The sequence below is a fragment of the Neisseria viridiae genome, assembly GCF_962747995.1.
Classification (GTDB): domain Bacteria; phylum Pseudomonadota; class Gammaproteobacteria; order Burkholderiales; family Neisseriaceae; genus Neisseria; species Neisseria viridiae.
In genome coordinates, this window is sequence record NZ_CAUJAJ010000004.1 from 86,558 (window position 1) to 106,912 (window position 20,355).

Genomic DNA, 20,355 nt, shown 5'->3' on the forward strand with positions numbered 1-20,355 from the left:
GGAGTGTGGAATGCTTAAAACATCTTTTGTCGTGTTAAGCAGCTGCCTGCTGCTTGCAGCCTGCGGTAAATCTGAAAATACGGCGGAACAGCCGCAAAATGCAGTGCAGGGTGCGCCGAAACCGGTTTTCAAAGTCAAATATATCGACAATACGGCGATTGCCGGTTTGGCTCTGGGGCAAAGCAGCGAAGGCAAAACCAACGACGGCAAAAAACAAATCAGTTATCCGATTAAAGGCTTGCCGGAACAAAACGTCGTCCGGCTGACCGGAAAGCATCCCAACGACTTGGAAGCCGTCAGCGGCAAATGTATGGAAACCGACGGCAAAGGCGCACCTTCGGGCTGGGCGGCAAACGGCGTGTGCCATACCTTGTTTGCCAAACTGGTGGGCAATATCGCCGAAGACGGCGGCAAACTGACGGATTACCTGGTCTCGCATGCCGCCCTGCAACCCTATCAGGCAGTCAAAAGCGGATATGCCGCCGTACAGAACGGACGCTATGTGCTGGAAATCGACAGTGAGGGGATGTTTTATTTCCGCCGCCGCCATTATTGAGGTATTCAAAAATCCCATAATGCATTTGAGTTTTCCAAGCCCTTTCAGGAAGGTGGCTGCGGCAAGTTTTCTGTCCTGATGGAGACGGTCGGGGAATTGTTTGCAGAAATAGGGGATTTAGGTGCTCCATATGTATTGTGATTCTGATGTAAGAATGAGTGAATCGGTACCGCTCATCTTTACAAAAAAGCGGCAGCCATCCGGTTGCCGCTTTATCTATGCTTTAAGTCCGGCTCCGCCTTGACGGGATGGTTTGCACCATGCACGCGGGTTATGAAAAGACTTGCTCGGTCTTATTCGGGTCGGCTGAATTTGCCGCGCATATAAGCAGGTTTTTGCTTGGAGTGGCAAATCGACCCGTCTGCCGTCGCAGATACAAGGCAGTCGGTTTTTTTGGGTGTTGTGGATAGGGAAATGCCGTCTGAACATCATTCAGACGGCATTTGTTCCGCAAGGTTCAGACGGCCTCGACTTTGAACGGCATATTGATTTTTTGCCATTGGACGCTTTCATATTCCAATGCGTCGGCAATCAGGGGGTGGCGTTCCAGCCACTCCCTGTCAATACGCAGGATGAAGCCGTGGCTTTCCGTATCCGTGCGCAACTGCATATTTTTCGGGAAATCCAGATCTTGGCGCGAACGGCAGAACAGTGCGGCAAGGCGCAGGGACAAAACGGCATACCACAACATTTCGTTGGTGCCGATAATGCCGCCCATTTTTTTCATATCGCCGCGATGACCGATGACCAGTTGGGCAAGTATGGTCTGTTCTTTACGTGAGAAACCCGGCATATCGGCGTTTTCGAGGATGTAGGCGGAATGCTTGTGATAGCCGGTGTGGGCGATGTCCAAACCGATTTCGTGCAGCGCGGCGGCGCGTCCGAGATACTGTTGCCACAAGGCAAGTTCTTGAACCGTAACATTTTTGGCGTGGCAGAGGCTGTCCATAAAGGTTTGCGCGGTCTTAGCGGTGCGTTTCGCCTGATTGAGGCTGACGTGGTAGCGGTGTTGGAACTCGGCAACCGTTTGTCCGCGCATATCTTCGTTTAAACCGCGCCCGATCAAATCGTAAAACACGCCGTCGCGCAGGGCGGCTTCGGTTACGGTCATCCTGTCGAGTTTCATTTCCTCAAACGCCGCCATCATCACGGCAAGTCCGCCGGCAAAAACTTCGATGCGTTCCGGTTTCAGGTTTTCAAATTTGGCTTTTTTGACCGAACCGGCTTCGATGATGCGTTCGGCGAGGGCGCGCATTCCTTTGTAGGTAATGTCCGCCTCTTGGGGCATTTCGGCGGCAAGCACGTCGCGGATGGATTTTGCCGAACCCGAAGTTCCGATGGCGAAATCCCAACCTTCGCGCCTCATATTTTTGCTGATGCGCTGGATTTCGTTGCGGGCGGCGGAAATGGCGGCTTGGAAGTCTTTGGCGGTAATTTTGTTTTGGAAGAAGCGCAGGCTGTAGGTTACGCAGCCCAAGGGCAGGCTTTCGGTAATGTCGGGATTCAGCGTCGAACCGATGACAAATTCTGTCGAACCGCCGCCGATGTCGATAACCAGCATTTTGCCGCCGCCGGGGGGGAGGGTGTGGATCACGCCGGTATAAATCAGTCGCGCCTCTTCGCGCCCGGCGATGATTTCGATGGGGAAACCCAATGCCGCTTCGGCCTTGGGAAGGAAATCTGCGATGTTTTTGGCGACGCGGAAGGTGTTGGTTGCCACGGCGCGCACCTGTTCGGGGCGGAAGCCGCGCAGGCGTTCGCCGAATTTTGCCAGACAGTCCAAAGCCTGTTCTTGGGAGGCGGCACTCAGGTTTTTCTGTTCGTCCAGTCCGGCGGCGAAGCGCACCATCTGTTTGAAGGAATCGATAACTTTTAATTGTCCGTTGTTGTTTTCGCAAATCTGGAGGCGGAAACTGTTAGAACCCAAATCGACGGAGGCAAGGACGTTTGCGGGATTGGTGGTCATGGCGGATACCGGTGGGGGAAAAACGCAATGTTACCCTGACGGCGCAGGCGTTGACAATATATGAGCGATTCAATTGAAAATGCACTTAAGCTTCTCAATGAACTTGAGAAATTAAAGAGAGGCTCAATATGGAAAATAACAAAGTCAGATCTGATGATAATTCAGTTTCTATTGAATTTATACAAGATTTTATAACTGCAAGTAAAGAATAATATTGGAAATATTGTATGAACAAAAAATTAAACTATATTTTTATGTTGGACTGTTTAGGGTTGGTGATATTGTTTACTTGTATAATAGCTACTTTTGAAAGAGATTATGGATTTAAAATTTTTACTAATTCTAAGAGGCCTGAATTTTATTATTGGATTGGAATGTTTTATTATGGAATTATTTCTTGCTGGTTTGATTATCAATTAATTTCAACAAAGGCGAATTCGTATAAAAGAAAAGTTAAACAATATAAAATATTTTCAGTAATATTTTCAGTTTTGATATTTATTTCTACTATAGTAAAACTTTAAATTTTGGAGCAAAAATTAATGATGCGGCTGTTTTTGATTACGCTCACAGATGTTGCCGACGGTATGTTTCCGACAGCAAAAAAATGCCGTCTGAAAAACGTTCAGACGGCATTTTTTGCGCTTATTTGAAATCCTTTTCCACGCTCATGAAAATCTGCATGTTTTTGCGTGTGTAAAAACTTTTCATATTGCTGTCGATTTTCAGATAGCGGAAATTGAGTTGCGGCGTAAATCCCTTCCAAGAGATTTTGTCGTGCCACAACGACAGGTTTGCCTGATATTCGTGGTCTTTGCGCGGGAAGCGGTACACAATGGTCCCGGGTGCATCAAAAGTCCTGCGGGTATAGCGCAGGTTTGCCCGCAGACCCAAGCCGCCGTCGAACGTTTTGACCGCGCCGACACGCAAACCCTTGCGGATGGAAGCCTGCTCCGCCTCTTTCGTCATGTCGTGCGACCAGTCCGCCCCGCCGTAAAGCAGCCAGTCTTTCGGCGCGGAATACATCAGCGTCGCGCCCGCCAGCGGCATATGGCTGTCGTATCGGGCGGCGGTGCGGTCTTCCTGATAACGCTTCCACATATTGCCCGCGTTCAGCGTCAGCCGCCAGTGTTCGCCCAAGCGTTGGGAGAAATCGGCATTGAAGCCGCCGACGAAATTGTATCGGCTGCCGCCTAAGAGGTTTTGCTCGACAAACGGCACGATGCCGAACGAGCGCGTTACTGAACGGTTTTTATAGCCGAACGACAGGCGCAGGCTCTGTTCGCTGAAATCTTTGTTATCCCAATAGTGCACGCCGCCGCCGCTGATGTCGCCGTAGAGGAAATGATGCCCGCCCGCATTGATTTCGCGCGACACGCCCAAGCCGTAGCGCAAACCGTGTGCCTTTTGCGGTAGGCTGTCGGCGGTTTTCGTCCAGCTTCTGCCAGCAAATTCAATCGTTTTTTCGGACGAAGCGTTGTTTACATTGTCCGTTTGCTCGTATTGCAGCGACACATTGGGCTTCCAGCCTTGAGCCTTGTCTATGGCGGCAAGATAGCGGTCGGCAAGCTGCCGCATCGGCGGCTGCAAATCGGGTTTCGCCCGCTCCAATTCCGCCTTCGCCTCGCGGTACTGTTTGTTTTCAAACAGCATTACGCCCAAATCGAAACGCGGATACGCCAAATCGGGCTGTTGCGCCAAAATGCCGCGATACAAAGCCACCGCCTCGTTATGGCGCAACTGGCTGCGGCGCAAACCGCCCAGCGCGTAATCGTGCAGAACCGGATTGAAATCCGGCAGGGCGCGATAGCTTTCCAGCAGCGTTTGCAGCGTGTCCCAATCGCGGGCGACGACGGCGCGGTTGATCTGTTCTTCCAAACCCGCAAGAGAGGCATTGCCGTCTGAAACGGCTTCGGCGGCTTCCCCGACTGCAAGGGTTTCAGACGGCACGGACGCACCCGTACCGAAAGCCGCCTCGTTGGAAAACTTCTTATGTGTCGCCACAGGCTTGATTTCGGTCTCTTCTGCCTTGCCGACAGACGCAACAACAGGCGCGGCAGCCCGCTTCGGCGCGGCACGCTGCAACAGGCGGAAGGCATTGTCGATCTGTTCGTCAAAAGATGGGGCATAGGAAGCAAGCGGCAGAACCGGAATTTCCGTTTCGTCAGCCCTTTCAAGCCTTTCGGCAGGCACTATCCTATCGTCGAACTTGCCGTCCACGAACACCTGCTTCGACACGGGTATAGGTAAGACGGGCGTTTCGGAAACGGCCGCCGTCGGCACGGACAAAAGAAGCAAAGCAAATTTTTTCATAAGTCAAACAGTTTCAGGGCAAGGGACCGGACGGGCAAACCGCGCAGTCAAATGGTCGAAATGCCGTCTGAAAGACCGTTTCCGGTTTCAGACGGCATTTGTATCAGGCGGGATTAACGGGAGCCGGCAAAGCCGATGCTATTTGTACCCTCAGTAACCGCACCGACGATTTCTTCTGCGTTAGGACCGAAGAAGCCGAGTTTGTAATTAGAACCTTCGATGCCCTGTCCCTTAATTACTGTGTTATCGAATTCGTTGGTATGGCTGAATTCTTTGATAGGCGCTTCACTCAGAGTGATGCTGTTTTCGCCGATTCCGGTAATTTCGCCTTTGCCGTTTTTTTCCTTGAAATCAACTGTATAAGACAAAGCACCTTGTTTTTTGCCATCGGTTGCAATACCTGCGTAGCTAAATTTGCCCGCAGCTGGCAGGATTTTGGTAGTAGAACCTTTCACAACCAAATCAACGCTGTCATCATCGACATTCAAGTTTCTCTTGATACCGGACGGGTCTTTTTCGATTCTTTCCAGTTCGGAAAGACCGGCAATTAAAGAATAATTTTGACGGTAGATATGTGCCTGACCTTTTGAAATCAGCTCGTAATTGTCCCCGCCGGCTTTAACACGTGCCGTGGTTACAGTATCCACTTTTTGAACCTTGTTTTGTGCCGGTACGACATCAAACAAATTGATATTGCTGCCCTTGGAGGAGACGCTGCCAACCTGCAGGGTAACTGATGCCAACTCAACCTCTCCAGGTTTGAACCCCTTTTGGGTTGCCCAACTGTTGACATCTTTCCTTACATCCTCTTTTACGCTGTAAAAAGAAGTAACAACCGCGCCTTGTGTTGCCACGCCCGGACCGGAAACTAAAGAGTTGTTGCCGTTGTTGGCAGTACCGTTGCTGCTGCAAGCCGTCAAACCTAAGGCAATTATGCTAAATGTAAAAATTTTATTTAAAGCCATCGTAAAATCCCCAAAATTTCAGAAATTAAGTAAATAAGTTTATGGTTTTGCAAACCGCTTCCCATCGTACCCATATCCACTTTTTTCCTGACAATCAAATTGTTAATACTATCAATTATTCTGTTTAAAGAAGGCGACAGTCGGCTATTCATAATCCGCCATTATGCATACCGAACAAGACAAAACCGATTTCAGCGAACGCTTGAAAACAGCAATACGCCTCGCGGGTTTGGACGAGCTGTCCAATGCCAGCCTCGCCAACCGCTTCAACCTGCGCCATCCCAATCAGCCTGTCAGTACGCAGGCGTTCCACCATTGGCTGGTCGGCAGGTCGATTCCGACTCCGGATAAAATCGAGACACTGGCAAAATGGCTGGATACCAGCGCGGAATGGCTGCGCCACGGCAGGCTCTCCGGAACGGAAGGTGCGGCTTCGCCGCAAGAAGCCCTGCTGTTGAAATATTTCCGCCTGCTGCCGCCAAAAAAGCGTGAGGCGCTGATGGTGCTGCTGCACCATCCGGACGACGGATAGCCGGTGAAAACGGGAAATGCCCGGGCGGTATTGTCTGTTCCTGTTTGGACAAGCGTTCTTGGGGGCGGTAAAATCGAGATTTGCCCGAAAAGGGCAGGGCGATATGCCGCGCTTGGATTTTGTGCGCGGTTTTCGCGTTGGAAGCAATCATTGTCTGTTTGAATATTTAATGCCGTCCGAAACATTCGGACGCGCCCCCGTTCCCTATGAAAAAACCGACCGATACCCTACCCGTCAATCTGCAACGCCGCCGCCTGTTGTGTGCTGTCGGCGCGCTGTTGCTCAGCCCGCTGGCACAAGCCGGCGCGCAACGTGAAGAAACGCTTGCCGACGATGTGGCTTCCGTGATGAGGAGTTCTGTCGGCAGCATAAATCCTCCGAGGCTGGTGTTTGACAATCCGAAAGAGGGCGAACGTTGGCTGTCCGCGATGTCTGCGCGGTTGGCAAGGTTTGTCCCCGACGAGGAGGAGCGGCGCAGGCTGCTGGTCAATATCCAGTATGAAAGCAGCCGTGCCGGTTTGGATACGCAGATTGTGTTGGGGCTGATTGAGGTGGAAAGCGCGTTCCGCCAGTATGCAATCAGCGGCGTCGGCGCGCGCGGCCTGATGCAGGTTATGCCGTTTTGGAAAAACTACATCGGCAAACCGGCGCACAACCTGTTCGACATCCGCACCAACCTGCGTTACGGCTGCACCATCCTGCGCCATTACCGCAACCTTGAAAAGGGCGACATCGTCCGCGCGCTTGCCCGCTTCAACGGCAGCTTGGGCAGCAATAAATATCCGAACGCCGTTTTGGGCGCGTGGCGCAACCGCTGGCAGTGGTAGGCGCATTGTGCCGCAACCGAAATACGGCGAATCCTGTATAATCCGAAAATCTGTTCACTGGAAGTTCAGACGGCATTGCAACTGTTGATGCCGTCTGAAAAATTATTTATGGCAAGAGACAACCGTATCCAAATGTTTCCGCACGAATGGCGCGCCAGTACGACGCTTTCCGGCGTGTACGCGCTGCGTATGCTCGGTATGTTCCTCGTGTTGCCCGTATTGGCGGTGTATGCCGCCTCGCTGCCCGGCGCGGAAGGCAACAAAACGCTGGTCGGGCTGGCAATGGGCATTTACGGGCTGACGCAGGCATTGCTGCAACTGCCTTTGGGTATCGCTTCCGACAAGTTCGGGCGCAAGAAAACCATTTATGCGGGGCTGATTGTGTTTGCAGCGGGCAGCTTCCTTGCCGCCGCCGCCGATACGCTGCCCATGCTGGTCGCCGCACGCGCCATACAGGGTGCGGGAGCGGTCAGTGCGGCGGTTACCGCGCTGCTGGCGGATTTGACGCGCGACGGCGTACGTACCCGCGCAATGGCGATGATCGGTTTGAGTATCGGTCTGACGTTTTCGGTCAGCCTCGTCGTTGCCCCTGTGATTGCCGACGCGGTGGGCGTGCGCGGCTTGTTCCTGCTGACCGGTATTTTGACCGTCATCAGCATCGGCGTGGTGGCGTTTATGACTCCCGACCCGGAGGTTTCCAAGCTGCATGAGGACACGCAGGCGCAGCCTTCGCGCATAGGCGAAGTTTTGAAAAACCGCCGGCTGCTGACGCTCGATTTCGGTATTTTCGCCCTGCACGCCGCACAAATGGCATTGTTTACCGCGCTGCCTTTCGCGATGACCCAGCTCGGTTTGGAAAAAATCCAGCATTGGAAAGTCTATCTTCCTTCTACCGTTGCCGGTTTGGTGGTAATGGTTCCGCTGATTATCATCGGCGAGACGCGCAACAAGCTCAAGCAGGTTTTTGTTTTGGGTATCGTCTGTATTGCGGCGGCGCAGCTCGGTTTGCTGTCCGGTATGCGCTCGGTGGGTCTGATTACCGCTTATTTGGTTGTTTACTTTATTGGTTTCAATGTGTTGGAGGCCAGTTTGCCGTCTATGGTTTCCAAAATCGCGCCGTCTGACCTGAAGGGTACGGCGATGGGCGTGTACAACACGATGCAGTCGCTCGGACTGTTTGCCGGTGGCGCGGCAGGCGGCTTGCTGTTTCAAAAATACGGCTTTTCCGGCGTGTTTGCCTTTTGCAGCATATTGATGCTGCTGTGGCTGGTAATTGCCGTTTTATCGCCCGCGCCCAAGCCCGTCAAAAACCTCAGTTACCCTGTCGGCGGCGTGTGGCAGGGCAATCAGGACGGCTTGCAATGCGCCTTGTCGCAACTCGAAGGCGTGGAAGACATCGGTTTCAGTTTCGACGGGCAGACCGTCTATCTCAAAGTGTTGCAGAAGGGTTTCGATCAGGCTGCCGCTGAAAAAATCATCACAGGAGTTTAAAAAATGTCATTGAACAAAGTCATCCTTATCGGCCGCCTCGGACGCGATCCCGAAGTGCGCTATATGCCCAACGGCGAAGCCGTCTGCAATTTTTCAGTTGCTACCAGCGAAACTTGGAACGACCGCAACGGCCAGCGTGTAGAGCGTACTGAGTGGCATAACATCACCATGTACCGCAAACTGGCCGAAATTGCTGGGCAATACCTCAAAAAAGGTGGGCTGGTTTATTTGGAAGGCAGAATCCAAAGCCGCAAATACCAAGGCAAAGACGGCATCGAACGCACTGCTTACGATATTGTCGCCAACGAAATGAAAATGTTGGGCGGGCGCAATGAAAACAGCGGCGGCGCGCCTTACGAGGAAGGTTACGGTCAGAGTCAGGAGGGCTACCAACGTTCTGCGCCGCAAAGGCAGCAAGCTTCTCCTGCTGCCCCGTCTTATCCCCAAGAAACACACGAAGAAACACCTGCCGCGCCGCGCCGCCAACCCGTGCCGGCCGCCGCCCCGGTCGAGGACATTGACGACGACATCCCGTTCTGAATTTTACGGCAGCACATCCTCGCGGAGGGAAATCATAAAGGATGGAGAAACCTTAAACCTTACGGGGCAGGGTTTCTCTTTTTTGCATTTGTGTCGGCTTGTTGTCGCCCCTTGCGTTGGGCGGAACGTTGCGATTGCGCCGTTCTGGCGTTTTGAGGCAGTGATGCCTGCCGCACGCCCCCGCTGTTTTCAGACGGTATAGTGGATTAACAAAAATCAGGACAAGGCAACGAAGCCGCAGACAGTACAGATAGTACGGAACCGATTCACTTGGTGCTTCAGCACCTTAGAGAATCGTTCTCTTTGAGCTAAGGCGAGGCAACGCTGTACCGGTTTTTGTTAATCCACTATATTTTAAAATTCAGGCGGTGTTTCCAAATAGCGCGAAGCAATAGTCGGGCTTCAGCCGGTTTGTTTGAAATCAAAAGGTTGGAATCAAACGCCAAACGCTTGAACCATCATTGCCCGATGCGGCAAACCGGCATCGTCCGGCAATACGGTTGTTTAAAAATGGGGAAATCAGGATGGAAAACCAAAGGCCGCACCTAGGCTTCGCGTTGGCACTTTTGGCGGCGATGACGTGGGGGACGCTGCCGATTGCCGTGCGGCAGGTATTGAAGTTTGTCGATGCGCCGACGTTGGTGTGGGTGCGTTTTACCGTGGCGGCGGCGGTATTGTTTGTTTTGCTGGCATTGGGCGGGCGGCTGCCGAAGCGGCGGGATTTTTCTTGGCGGTCATTCAGGCTGCTGCTGCTCGGTGTGGCGGGCATTTCGGCAAACTTTGTGCTGATTGCCCAAGGGCTGCATTATATTTCGCCGACTACGACGCAGGTTTTGTGGCAGATTTCGCCGTTTACGATGATTGTTGTCGGCGTATTGCTGTTTAAAGACCGGATGACTGCCGCGCAGAAAATCGGTTTGGTTTTGCTGCTTGTCGGTTTGCTTATGTTTTTTAACGACAAATTCGGCGAATTGTCGGGTTTGGGCGCGTATGCGAAGGGCGTGTTGCTGTGCGCGGCAGGCAGTATGGCCTGGGTGTGTTATGCCGTGGCGCAAAAGCTGCTGTCGGCGCAATTCGGCCCTCAACAGATTCTGCTGTTGATTTATGCGGCAAGCGCCGCCGTGTTCCTGCCGTTTGCCGAACCGGCACACATCGGAAGTTTGGACGGTACGTTGGCGTGGGTTTGTTTTGTGTATTGCTGCTTGAATACGTTAATCGGTTACGGCTCGTTCGGCGAGGCGTTGAAACATTGGGAGGCTTCCAAAGTCAGCGTGGTAACAACCTTGCTCCCGGTGTTTACCGTAATATTTTCTTTGCTCGGGCATTATGTGATGCCTGATACTTTTGCCGCGCCGGATATGAACGGTTTGGGCTATGCCGGCGCACTGGTCGTGGTCGGGGGCGCGGTTACGGCGGCGGTGGGGGACAGGCTGTTCAAACGCCGCTAGTTTGCAGGCAACGGAAAATGCCGTCTGAACGAGGTTTCAGACGGCATTTTTATTGGAGGGAAGGATTAGCGCGGATGAACCATATCGGCAGGAACGACCAGTCCGTCAAATTCTTCGCCTGTCAGCAAGCCCAACTCAACGGCGGTTTCGCGCAACGATTTGTCGTTTTTGTAGGCGGTTTTGGCGACTTTGGCGGCGTTTTCGTAACCGATTTTGCGGTTCAGCGCGGTAACCAGCATCAGGGAATGGTGCAGGAAATAGTCGATTTTTTCCGGTACGGGTTCGATACCGGCGGCGCAGTGTTCGTTGAAGCTGTTGCACGCGTCGCCCAACAGGCGGACGGATTGCAGGAGGTTGTAGGCGATAACGGGCATATAGACGTTTAGCTCGAAATTGCCCGACGCGCCCGCCATACCGATGGTAACGTCGTTGCCGAACACTTGGCAGCACACCATCGTCATTGCTTCGCATTGGGTCGGATTGACTTTGCCCGGCATAATGGACGAACCCGGCTCGTTTTCAGGGATTTTGATTTCGCCCAAACCGCAACGCGGGCCGCTTGCCAGCCAGCGGATGTCGTTGGCGATTTTGTTCAGGCTTGCCGCCAGCGTTTTCAATGCGCCCGAAGCGGCAACGGCGGCATCGCGCCCGCCCAAGGCTTCAAATTTGTTCGGTGCGCTGACAAACGGCAGGCCGGACAATTCGGCGAGTTTGGCGGCGGCTTTTTCGGCGTATTCGGGATGGCTGTTCAAACCCGTGCCGACCGCCGTGCCGCCCAAAGCGAGTTCGTACAGACCTTTGAGCGCGTCGTTCAGACGGCCTAAGCCGTGATCAAGCTGGGAAACGTAGCCGGAAAATTCTTGTCCCAAAGTCAGCGGCGTCGCGTCTTGCAAGTGGGTGCGGCCGATTTTGACGATGGGGGCGAAGGCTTGGGCTTTTTTGTCCAAGGTGTCGCGCAGGGCTTTTACCGCCGGAATAAGGTGGCGGTTGATTTCAATCGCGGCGGCGACGTGGATGGCGGTCGGGAACGCGTCGTTGGTCGATTGCGCGTGGTTCACATGGTCGTTGGGATGGACGGGCCGGTACGCCGCCAAACCCGTACCGGCGATTTCGTTGGCGCGGTTCGCCAGCACTTCGTTCATGTTCATATTGGACTGCGTGCCGGAGCCGGTCTGCCAGACCACTAAGGGGAACTGTCCGTCGAGCTTGCCGTTCAACACGTCGTCCGCCGCCTGCGTAATCAAATCTGCCTGCTCGGGCTTAATCCTGCCGAGGGAAACATTGGTGGCGGCGGCGGCTTTTTTCACCAACGCCAAAGCATAAATCAGCGGCTGCGGCAGGGTTTCGCCGCCGATTTTGAAATTGTTGCGGCTGCGCTGTGTCTGCGCGCCCCAATAGGCTTCGGACGGGACTTCGACATTGCCCATCGTGTCGTGTTCGGTGCGGGTGTTCATACGTTTCTCCTTTTGAAGTGTGAATAAGAGTGATTCGCAAATATTATAATGGAGATTGGCGGAATGAGGAAGCATCAAGGCGGGAGGGTAAAAAAATGCCGTCTGAAAAGCGTTCAGACGGCATTTGTTTAGGTGTGGGGTTACAGCACTGATTTCACAGTATCAACCACATTGTCCACGGTAAAGCCGAATTCTTTGAAGAGTAAGTCGGCAGGGGCGGATTCGCCGAAGCGGTTGATGCCGACGACTGCGCCGTTCAGTCCGACGTATTTGTACCAGCCGTCGGCGTGTCCGGCTTCTACGGAGATGCGCGGCAGGCCTTCGGGCAGGACGGCGGCTTGATAGGCAGCGTCTTGGCGGTCGAATACGTTGGTGGACGGCATGGAAACGACGCGCACGGCGATGCCTTGTTCTGCCAATACTTTTTGCGCTTCCAAAGCCAGCTCGACTTCGGAACCGGTGGCAATGATGACGGCTTGCGCGTTGCCTAGGGCTTCGCTGATGACGTAGCCGCCGCGTTTGATGTCGTTTAATTGTTGCTCATCACGCGTTTGGAATTTCAGGTTTTGACGGCTGAAAATCAGGCAGGACGGATGATCGGCGGCTTTGACGGCTTCTGCCCAAGCCACCAAGGATTCGGCGGTGTCGCACGGCCGCCATACGTCCATATTCGGAATCAGGCGCAGGGTGGCGGTCTGCTCAATCGGTTGATGGGTCGGGCCGTCTTCGCCCAAACCGATGGAATCGTGGGTGAACACGAAGACGGGGTTGATTTTCATCAGTGCCGCCATACGCAGGGCGTTGCGTTCGTATTCGCTGAACATCAGGAAAGTTGCACCAAAGGGTTTGATGCCGCCGTGCAATGCCAAACCGTTCATAATCGCGCCCATACCGAACTCACGCACGCCGTAGTGGATGTAGTTGCCGCCTTTGTCGCGGGTAACGGAGACGCTGTTTGACCAGTCGGTCAGGTTAGACGGGGTCAGGTCGGCCGAACCGCCCACCAGTTCGGGCAGCTCTTTTGCCAAGATTTCGATGCTGTTTTGGCTGGCTTTACGAGTGGCGACGGTTTCGGCTTTGGCGCACACTTCTTTCAATGCGGCTTGAACGTATTCATCGAAATTGTCCGGCAGTTTTTTATCCATACGGCGCACGAATTCTGCGGCTTCGGCGGGATATTTGGCTTGATATTGCGCGAACAGTTCGTTCCATTCCGCTTCCAGTTTCGCACCTTTTTCTTTGGCATTCCACGCATCGTAAATTTCTTGCGGAATTTCAAACGCAGGATATGCCCAACCCAGATGTTTGCGCGTGGCTTCGATTTCGTCCGCGCCCAAAGGCGCGCCGTGGGTTTTGTGGCTGCCTTCTTTGTTGGCGCTGCCTTTGCCGATTAAGGTTTTGCAGCAGATGATGGACGGTTTGCCGGTTTCGGCGCGGGCGGCTTCGACAGCGGCTTGAATGGCGGCGGTGTCGTGGCCGTTTACATTGGGAACGACGTGCCAGCCGTAGCTTTCAAAGCGTTGCGGGATGTTTTCGGTAAACCAGCCGTCCACTTTACCATCAATGGAAATATTGTTGTCATCATATAAAACAATCAGTTTTCCCAAGCCCAAAGTGCCTGCGAGCGAACAGGCTTCGTGCGATACGCCTTCCATCAGGCAGCCGTCGCCCATGAAGACGTAGGTGTAGTGATCGACAATGTTCAAACCGTCTTTATTAAACTCGGCGGCAAGGATTTTTTCCGCCAACGCCATACCTACCGCGTTGGCAATGCCTTGCCCCAACGGGCCGGTCGTGGTTTCCACGCCGTCGGTGTAGCCGTATTCGGGATGGCCGGGGGTTTTGCTGTGCAGCTGGCGGAAGTTTTTCAGGTCTTCAATGCTCAGGTTGTAGCCGGTCAGGTGCAGCAGGCTGTACAACAGCATGGACGCGTGGCCGTTGGAGAGGATGAAGCGGTCGCGGTTGTAGAATTTGGGGTTGGCGGGATTGTGATGCAGGAATTTCGTCCACAATACTTCTGCCATTTCCGCCATGCCCATAGGCGCGCCGGGGTGGCCGGAATTGGCTTTTTGAACGGCATCTGCGGAGAGGAAACGGATTGCGTTTGCCAGTTGAGACATTTTGTATTTTCCTTGCTGGTGTTTTGGATAAGTGGATGGTCAGAAGGCGTTGATTATCGCCCGATTCGCATATGCTTTCAAGAAAAGGAGGAGCGGGCGGTACGGCTGTGCCGGAAGGATATATGCTCCGGGTATCGGGATATCGGTTTCAGCTTGGATGTGAAAGGTGTTTCTATACTTTTGAAAACAAAGTGTTACAAATTATTTATTAAATAAATAGTGTTTGTTTATGATGGGGTATCGACGTTTTTTGCAGTCATTTGCCTATTTATTTCTTACCCGTTGTTTTTTAATTATATTCAAATAAGGAAGTTTTCAGCACATATAGTTTTGTCCGTGAAGGGGAGGTGCATTTGGGGCGGTATTGTTCGGATATTTATCTTTTTGCGTATCAATAAGTGCATAAAGTTGTACAATAGCAAGAGTGTATTTTGAGAAAAATATATTTTCTGAAAATATCAAAACGTAAAGACATCAAAAAAAGCAAAATGCCGTCTGAAAAGAAAACAGTAGCCACGACGGACAAACCATTAATCAAAAATCAAGGAACGTAGCATGACCACGGAAAATCAAGCCGGTAATCCGGAACCCGAGCACAGCCCGTCCGAAAAAACAAAAGCCGCATCGAAAGTGAAAAAAACGTTTGATCCGCGTGCCAGCGTGATTCAAATCCATCCCGAAGGCGAACGCATCCATCCGAAAAAAGCGGAAGGGCGGTTTGCCAAACTGCGTATTGCCGCCGTATTGGCGACGCAGTTTGTGTTTTATGTGATTCCGTGGTTCAACTGGAGCGGCAGGCAGGCTGTCGTTTTCAATATCCCCGAACGGCATTTCTTCATTTTCGGATTGTCGTTGGGGATGGGCGATTTGATTTACCTTGCTCTGCTGCTGATGATTTGCGCCTTCGGGCTGTTTTGGTGGACGACGATTGCAGGGCGACTGTGGTGCGGCTATTCTTGCCCGCAAACGGTTTACACGGAAATCATGCTGTGGATCGACAACCTGGTCGAAGGCGATAGAAACAAACGGCTGAAACTGGAAAAATCGCCGTGGAATTTCACTAAAATCCGCATCAAAGCCACCAAATACCTGTTGATTTTCCTTGTCTGCGCGTGGACGGGCATCACGTTTGCAGGCTGGTTTGTCCCCATCCGCCAGTTCGTTCCCGATTTATTCACCGGAGTAGCAGGCGGCGGCGCGATGTTTGCCGCAGCGTTTTACGGCTTTATGACCTTCTTCTTCGCCCACATCATGCGCGAAAAAGTATGCCTGCATATGTGCCCGTACGCACGTTTCCAAAGCGCGATGTTCGACAAGGACACGCTGATTGTTTCTTATGACGCGGAACGCGGCGAACCGCGCGGAGCCCGCAAGAAAACGGTCAACAAGGAAGAGGCGGGTTTGGGCGACTGCATCAACTGTGCGATGTGCGTCCAAGTCTGCCCCGTCGGCATCGACATCCGCAACGGCCTGCAATACCAATGTATCGGCTGCGCCGCCTGTATCGACGCGTGTGATGAGATTATGGACAAAATGGGCTATCCGCGCGGATTAATCCGTTATACGACCGAAAGTGCGCTGGAACACGAATATTCTGAAAAAGACATTAAAAAACGGCTGCTCAGACCGCGCGTGGCAGGTTACGGCGCGGTGTTGGCAGTGGTTATCGCCGCCTTCCTAGTCGGTTTGTCCACGCGCAAAATGGTCGAAGTCGATATTTTGAAAGACCGTGGCGTAATGGTGCGCGAAAACGCCAAAGGCTGGCTGGAAAACGCATATAGCCTGCGTATCATCAACAACAGCGAAAAAGAACAGCTGATTACCGCAAGTGTCAAAGGATTTGACGAAATAGCCCTGACCGGGCTGCCTGAAGGCGGTATCAAGGTTGCCCCGCGCGAAACAGTAACCCTTCCTGTACAAGTGTCTACCATTCCGGAATACGCGGACAAAGGCAGTCATCCTATCGAGTTTATCTTCCAATACCGGGAAAGCGGTGCATCAGACGGCAAGCCGGTTGTTTTGGAAGAAGACGCAACCTTTATCGGAGAATAACCGTGTCTCAAAACACTCCAATCAAGCCTTGGTACAAACACGTCTGGCCGTGGGTCTTGATGGCGGGTCCGATTTTTGTCGTCATCGCCAGCGTCGCCATGTTTTTTGTCGCACAGCAGCACGCGACAGATTTGGTTACGGACGATTATTATAAGGACGGCAAGCATATCGACATCCAGCTTCATCGGGATGAAGAAGCCGTCAGACGGCATATCGGGGTACAGGTCCTCATTTCCCCCGATATGAATGCGGCAAAGGTGTTCGTCAGCGGCGAATTTGACGGCAAACAGCCTTTGAACCTGCTGCTGATGCACCCGACCCGCAAGGCAGATGATCAAACCGTCGCCCTCAAGCCCGTCGGCAGCGCGCAGAACGGCAGGGCGGAATATGAGGCGGTGTTCAAAACTCTTCCGCCAACCAACCACTGGTATGTGCGCGTGGAGGACGCGGCAGGCGTGTGGCGCGTCGAGAACAAATGGATTACCAGCCAGGGCAATGCGGTCGATCTGACCCCGATGGATAAACTTTTCAATAATGCCGGAAATAAATAAAAAAGCCGTGTTTTCATTGCATTGGTTTGTTATATGCAATGTCGGGCAGGCATTGTTTGATTATTCGGCGTGATGATCTGATTTGTCGGACGAAAATAAATGTATCTCATCCCGTTTATTTTTTAACACCCATTCCGAAACGCAGCCTGAAAAATGCCGTCTGAAGAGCTTCAGACGGCATTTATGTTGTATGCCTGACACAATGCAGAAGGCGTTTTGTTCACATAAAAACGTTTTTTATTTTTCTCCGTTTTTTCGACACTATTCCGGAACACAACCTGAAAAACGCCGTCCGAAAGCCCTTCAGACGGCATTTTGTTTGCAAATCAAATCCTACCTGATGTCAGCGTCCTACTGTTGCAACAGGTTCGCTTCCCGTTAGTAGATATTGTATCGTCTCGCGGACGGTGCGGATGGCATTACCGAAGGGAAGAGGGTCTTTACCTCTGAAGAACAGGCCTTTATCTACTTCTCCACGGAATGCGGCGGCAAGCTGGATGTCGATACAGAATTGCCCTGCTTTGGAAAGCCCGTCGCGCAGGCCGCAGCTGGTCAGGCAGTTTAATCCTTGGGTACAGCGGCGCGGGTCGGCTTTGGCGTTTGCCTGAAGTTTGCTTTCACGCTTGATGTAGCTGTCTAGGAATTTGGTGCGGACACCGCGCGCCGGCAAACCGGCAACAGACATAAATTCGACTACTTTTTCAGTTTCCGCACCGGCGAGCGTTTTTTTGAAGTTAAGGTGCGCATCTCCTTCTTCGGTAACGGCAAAAGCCGTACCGATTTGAACGGCGGAGGCTCCCCAGTTCTTTAGGGCGGTTTTGACTTTTTCAAAATTTGCCATGCCTCCCGCAAGAATAAGCGGGATTTTTTCGCTTTCTAGCCCTAAACTTTTGAAAACTTCAAACGTTTCCTCAATCACGCGTTTGAAGTCGAATTTAGCATCGTTTACGCCTTCAACGGTTGATGCACCCAAATGTCCAGCCGCGTGGGCAGGATGTTCGACTACAATCGCATCGGGCAATATGCCTTTTTTCATCCAACGTTTCAAAACGATATTGATGCCGCGCGATTCGGACAGAATCGGCAGCAGCGCGACGTCCTTATGATAGCCCTCGGTCATTTCCGGCAAATCCAAAGGCAGACCTGCGCCCATCACGACCGCGTCCGCCCCTGATTCGCAAGCCTGACGCACATACGCGGCGTGGTCTTTGACCGCCTTCATTACGTTGACCGCAATCAGTCCTTTTCCCTCTGAAGCACTTTTGGCTTTTTGGATTTCCCTGTCTAATGCGGTACAGTTTAAAGACGTATATTTCTCTTCACTCGGATTGATTTGGGATTCGGCGAGCAAGTCTTCGTGAAGGTGGCGTAAATCCACACTGGCAATCGTTCCGATACCGTTTTCACGTGCCACCGCGCTGGATAAACCCGATGCGGAAACACCGACCCCCATGCCGCCTTGCACGATGGGGATAAGGGATTTTCCACGAATAATCAAAGGGTCAAAAATATTCTGCATCAGTTTCTCCGAGTATACGAATCAGTCAGGCTCATGAAAAATGGTTCTAACTGTTTTAGAACCATTGCTCAAATTTGGTATTATACTCTAAATATTGCAGTGGTAAACAGAAAAGCAGAAGGAGCTTTGGAATATGCTGTTATATCTGTACCAATCGGACAAAATGTTGAACGGACACCGTATCCGGTTATGGGATATCGGTTTGCACGGCAAAGGTTTGAATATGATTCGATTACGTCTGAGATTTCGATGAAGGGGTAGATAAAGATATGGTAACGAGTTGCCGAGGTAATAAAAAATCCCCGAGGGATAATCTCGGGGATTTGGAATTTGGCACGCCCACGGGGAATCGAACCCCGGTTACCGCCGTGAAAGGGCGATGTCCTAACCGCTAGACGATGGGCGCATATTGTATTTTCTTACTGGCGCACCCGGAGCGATTCGAACGCCCGACCCTCTGGTTCGTAGCCAGATACTCTATCCAACTGAGCTACGGGTGCGCTGCAAGAAAGGTTTGAATTTTAGGGTAATCATCGGATTCTGTCAATTGTTTTGTTGGATGAAATGCCTTAAAAGTGTAAAATATCGGTTTGTTGTTTGAATTTAAAGAGAATAAAATGATTGTTGCTTCCCGCTGGCCCTTGCTGGAAAAGGTATTTTTACGGTTTGGAATGCCTGTTGCCGTGGTTGATTTGGAATCGACGGGCGGCAATCTGTATGAAGACAGGGTAACCGAAGTGGCTTTGGTCAAGTTTGAGCAGGGAAGGGTGGTGAGGCATGAGTGGCTGGTTAATCCTCAAAAACCTATTCCGCAGTTTGTGGCGGGGCTGACGGGGATTTCAGACGGCATGGTTGCCGACGCACCTGTTTTTGCAGAGATTGCCGGCGAGTTGTTTTCGGTATTGAAGGGTTGTGTGTTGATTGCACATAACAGCCGTTTCGACTATACGTTTTTAAAGCATGAGTTTCATCGTGCGGGTATCGGATTTTCATCGCCTGCTTTGTGTAGTGTGCAACTGTCCCGGTGTCTGTATCCGCAATTTTACAAGCACAGCCTGGACAGTATCATCGAAAGGTTGGGGATTGTTGTGGAAGACAGGCATCGTGCGATGGCGGATGTATCGGCATTGTGTGATTATTTGGAATACAGCCTGTCGGAACATGGGGTTAAGGCATGGATCAGGCAGTGTTTCCGTTTGATGAATCCGAAACCGCTGCCTGCCGCGCTGCCCGAACGGTTGAGGGAACAGTTGTACGGTTTGCCTGACGGTATGGGGGTGCTTGCCTGTTTCGACAGCGGAGGGAAAGTAAATTACATCGGTACGTTTGAACGGGCATATAGCGAGGTTGCGGCTTTGTTGGATTCTGGAAAAGCCCCGTTTGATTGGTGCAATACGGAGGAAGTCCGTTTTTTTCCTGCATTGGGCAGCCTGCATGCATATAAGATTAAAGCGGAATTGGTCGGACGTTATCATTCGGGTTGTTATGTATCTGCCAAAAATCTGCTTAAAACATTTACGACCGTCAGGTTTGAAAAAGGTTCAGACGGCATGTTGAATGCGAAAACAGCGGCTTTGAAAAACGGTGTGACGGATAATCCGCCTACCGGATTATTTGCCAATAAAAAGGCGGCGAGACGGGCTTTGTCGTCGTGGGCGGAAACATACGGATTGTGTCCTGCCGCAGCCGGTATCCTTCCGGACGGTTATGCAGAGGATGAGCCTTGTCCCGTATATGTTTCAGGCCGATGCGATAAGGCGTGCGGCCGTTCTGACGAACAGGTTTTGGCGTTTGCACACAAGTTGCCTATTTTGGATTGGGGAAAAATGCATGAGGTAGAAATTACCGAAACTGATCCTTTAACGGGGGAAAAAGTTGTTCTGCATGGAATGGGTGGCGCATTGGAAATGGATGACGGGCTTTGGTATTTCGATAAAGATTTACCGGATGCGTTTAAGGCGAAGTTTAAAACGGACAGGAAAAATATTAAGGAAATCGGTTAAATCGATATTGCTTGGTGA

General features: G+C 52.0%; 15 protein-coding genes and 2 tRNA genes. 9 read left to right on the forward strand and 8 right to left on the reverse strand.

Annotated features, from left to right (window positions below; all coding sequences use genetic code 11):
* Positions 1-10 precede the first annotated feature (10 nt).
* Positions 11-556, forward strand: a complete 546-nt coding sequence (locus tag Q9J79_RS04005; protein WP_301911880.1) for a hypothetical protein — start codon at positions 11-13, stop codon at positions 554-556.
* Between the two features lie 457 nt (positions 557-1,013).
* Here the strand turns inward: Q9J79_RS04005 and ppx are convergent, their stop codons facing one another.
* From ppx to Q9J79_RS04020, 3 genes are all read right to left on the reverse strand, one after another.
* On the reverse strand, positions 1,014-2,522 hold the full coding sequence (ppx, locus tag Q9J79_RS04010) for an exopolyphosphatase (RefSeq protein WP_301911879.1): 1,509 nt from the start codon (positions 2,520-2,522) through the stop codon (positions 1,014-1,016).
* A 645-nt stretch (positions 2,523-3,167) separates the two neighbouring features.
* Positions 3,168-4,835 (reverse strand): surface lipoprotein assembly modifier, encoded by a 1,668-nt coding sequence (locus Q9J79_RS04015; protein WP_304717621.1) that lies wholly within the window; start codon positions 4,833-4,835, stop codon positions 3,168-3,170.
* Between the two features lie 113 nt (positions 4,836-4,948).
* Positions 4,949-5,800 (reverse strand): factor H binding protein domain-containing protein, encoded by an 852-nt coding sequence (locus Q9J79_RS04020; protein WP_304717622.1) that lies wholly within the window; start codon positions 5,798-5,800, stop codon positions 4,949-4,951.
* A gap of 163 nt (positions 5,801-5,963) precedes the next feature.
* On the opposite strand from Q9J79_RS04020, the gene Q9J79_RS04025 reads away from it, so the two are divergent.
* From Q9J79_RS04025 to Q9J79_RS04045, 5 genes are all read left to right on the forward strand, one after another.
* Positions 5,964-6,332 (forward strand): transcriptional regulator, encoded by a 369-nt coding sequence (locus Q9J79_RS04025; RefSeq protein WP_301911876.1) that lies wholly within the window; start codon positions 5,964-5,966, stop codon positions 6,330-6,332.
* 206 nt (positions 6,333-6,538) lie between these two features.
* Positions 6,539-7,159 carry a lytic transglycosylase domain-containing protein gene (locus Q9J79_RS04030; RefSeq protein WP_025457001.1) on the forward strand — a complete coding sequence of 207 codons (621 nt, stop codon included), beginning with the start codon at positions 6,539-6,541 and terminating at the stop codon, positions 7,157-7,159.
* 108 nt (positions 7,160-7,267) lie between these two features.
* Positions 7,268-8,650 carry an MFS transporter gene (locus tag Q9J79_RS04035; protein ID WP_301672747.1) on the forward strand — a complete coding sequence of 461 codons (1,383 nt, stop codon included), beginning with the start codon at positions 7,268-7,270 and terminating at the stop codon, positions 8,648-8,650.
* Positions 8,651-8,653: 3 nt separating this feature from the next.
* A complete protein-coding gene (locus Q9J79_RS04040; protein WP_301672740.1) occupies positions 8,654-9,190 on the forward strand; it encodes a single-stranded DNA-binding protein in 537 nt (178 codons plus the stop codon).
* 524 nt (positions 9,191-9,714) lie between these two features.
* Positions 9,715-10,638: a DMT family transporter gene (locus Q9J79_RS04045; protein ID WP_301911875.1), complete on the forward strand. Its 924-nt coding sequence runs from the start codon at positions 9,715-9,717 to the stop codon at positions 10,636-10,638.
* A gap of 65 nt (positions 10,639-10,703) precedes the next feature.
* Here the strand turns inward: Q9J79_RS04045 and fumC are convergent, their stop codons facing one another.
* Complete coding sequence (fumC, locus tag Q9J79_RS04050; protein ID WP_301911874.1) at positions 10,704-12,092, reverse strand: class II fumarate hydratase; 1,389 nt, start codon at positions 12,090-12,092, stop codon at positions 10,704-10,706.
* Positions 12,093-12,232: 140 nt separating this feature from the next.
* Complete coding sequence (gene tkt / locus Q9J79_RS04055) at positions 12,233-14,212, reverse strand: transketolase (protein ID WP_301911873.1); 1,980 nt, start codon at positions 14,210-14,212, stop codon at positions 12,233-12,235.
* 555 nt (positions 14,213-14,767) lie between these two features.
* Here tkt and ccoG point away from each other — a divergent pair.
* The gene (gene ccoG, locus Q9J79_RS04060; protein WP_301911872.1) at positions 14,768-16,264 is read left to right on the forward strand and encodes a cytochrome c oxidase accessory protein CcoG; all 1,497 of its coding nucleotides are present in this window, start codon (positions 14,768-14,770) and stop codon (positions 16,262-16,264) included.
* 2 nt (positions 16,265-16,266) lie between these two features.
* Positions 16,267-16,815, forward strand: coding sequence for a FixH family protein (locus Q9J79_RS04065; protein WP_301911871.1), 549 nt, complete (start codon positions 16,267-16,269; stop codon positions 16,813-16,815).
* Positions 16,816-17,158: 343 nt separating this feature from the next.
* On the opposite strand, the gene Q9J79_RS04070 is transcribed toward Q9J79_RS04065, so the two are convergent.
* The 3 genes from Q9J79_RS04070 to Q9J79_RS04080 form a co-directional block, all read right to left on the reverse strand.
* A complete protein-coding gene (locus tag Q9J79_RS04070) occupies positions 17,159-18,334 on the reverse strand; it encodes an NAD(P)H-dependent flavin oxidoreductase (protein ID WP_301911870.1) in 1,176 nt (391 codons plus the stop codon).
* Positions 18,335-18,665: 331 nt separating this feature from the next.
* Positions 18,666-18,740 (reverse strand) — tRNA-Glu (locus tag Q9J79_RS04075).
* Positions 18,741-18,757: 17 nt separating this feature from the next.
* Positions 18,758-18,834, reverse strand: a tRNA-Arg gene (locus tag Q9J79_RS04080).
* Between the two features lie 117 nt (positions 18,835-18,951).
* Here Q9J79_RS04080 and Q9J79_RS04085 point away from each other — a divergent pair.
* A complete protein-coding gene (locus Q9J79_RS04085; RefSeq protein ID WP_301911869.1) occupies positions 18,952-20,337 on the forward strand; it encodes a 3'-5' exonuclease in 1,386 nt (461 codons plus the stop codon).
* Positions 20,338-20,355: the final 18 nt, after the last annotated feature.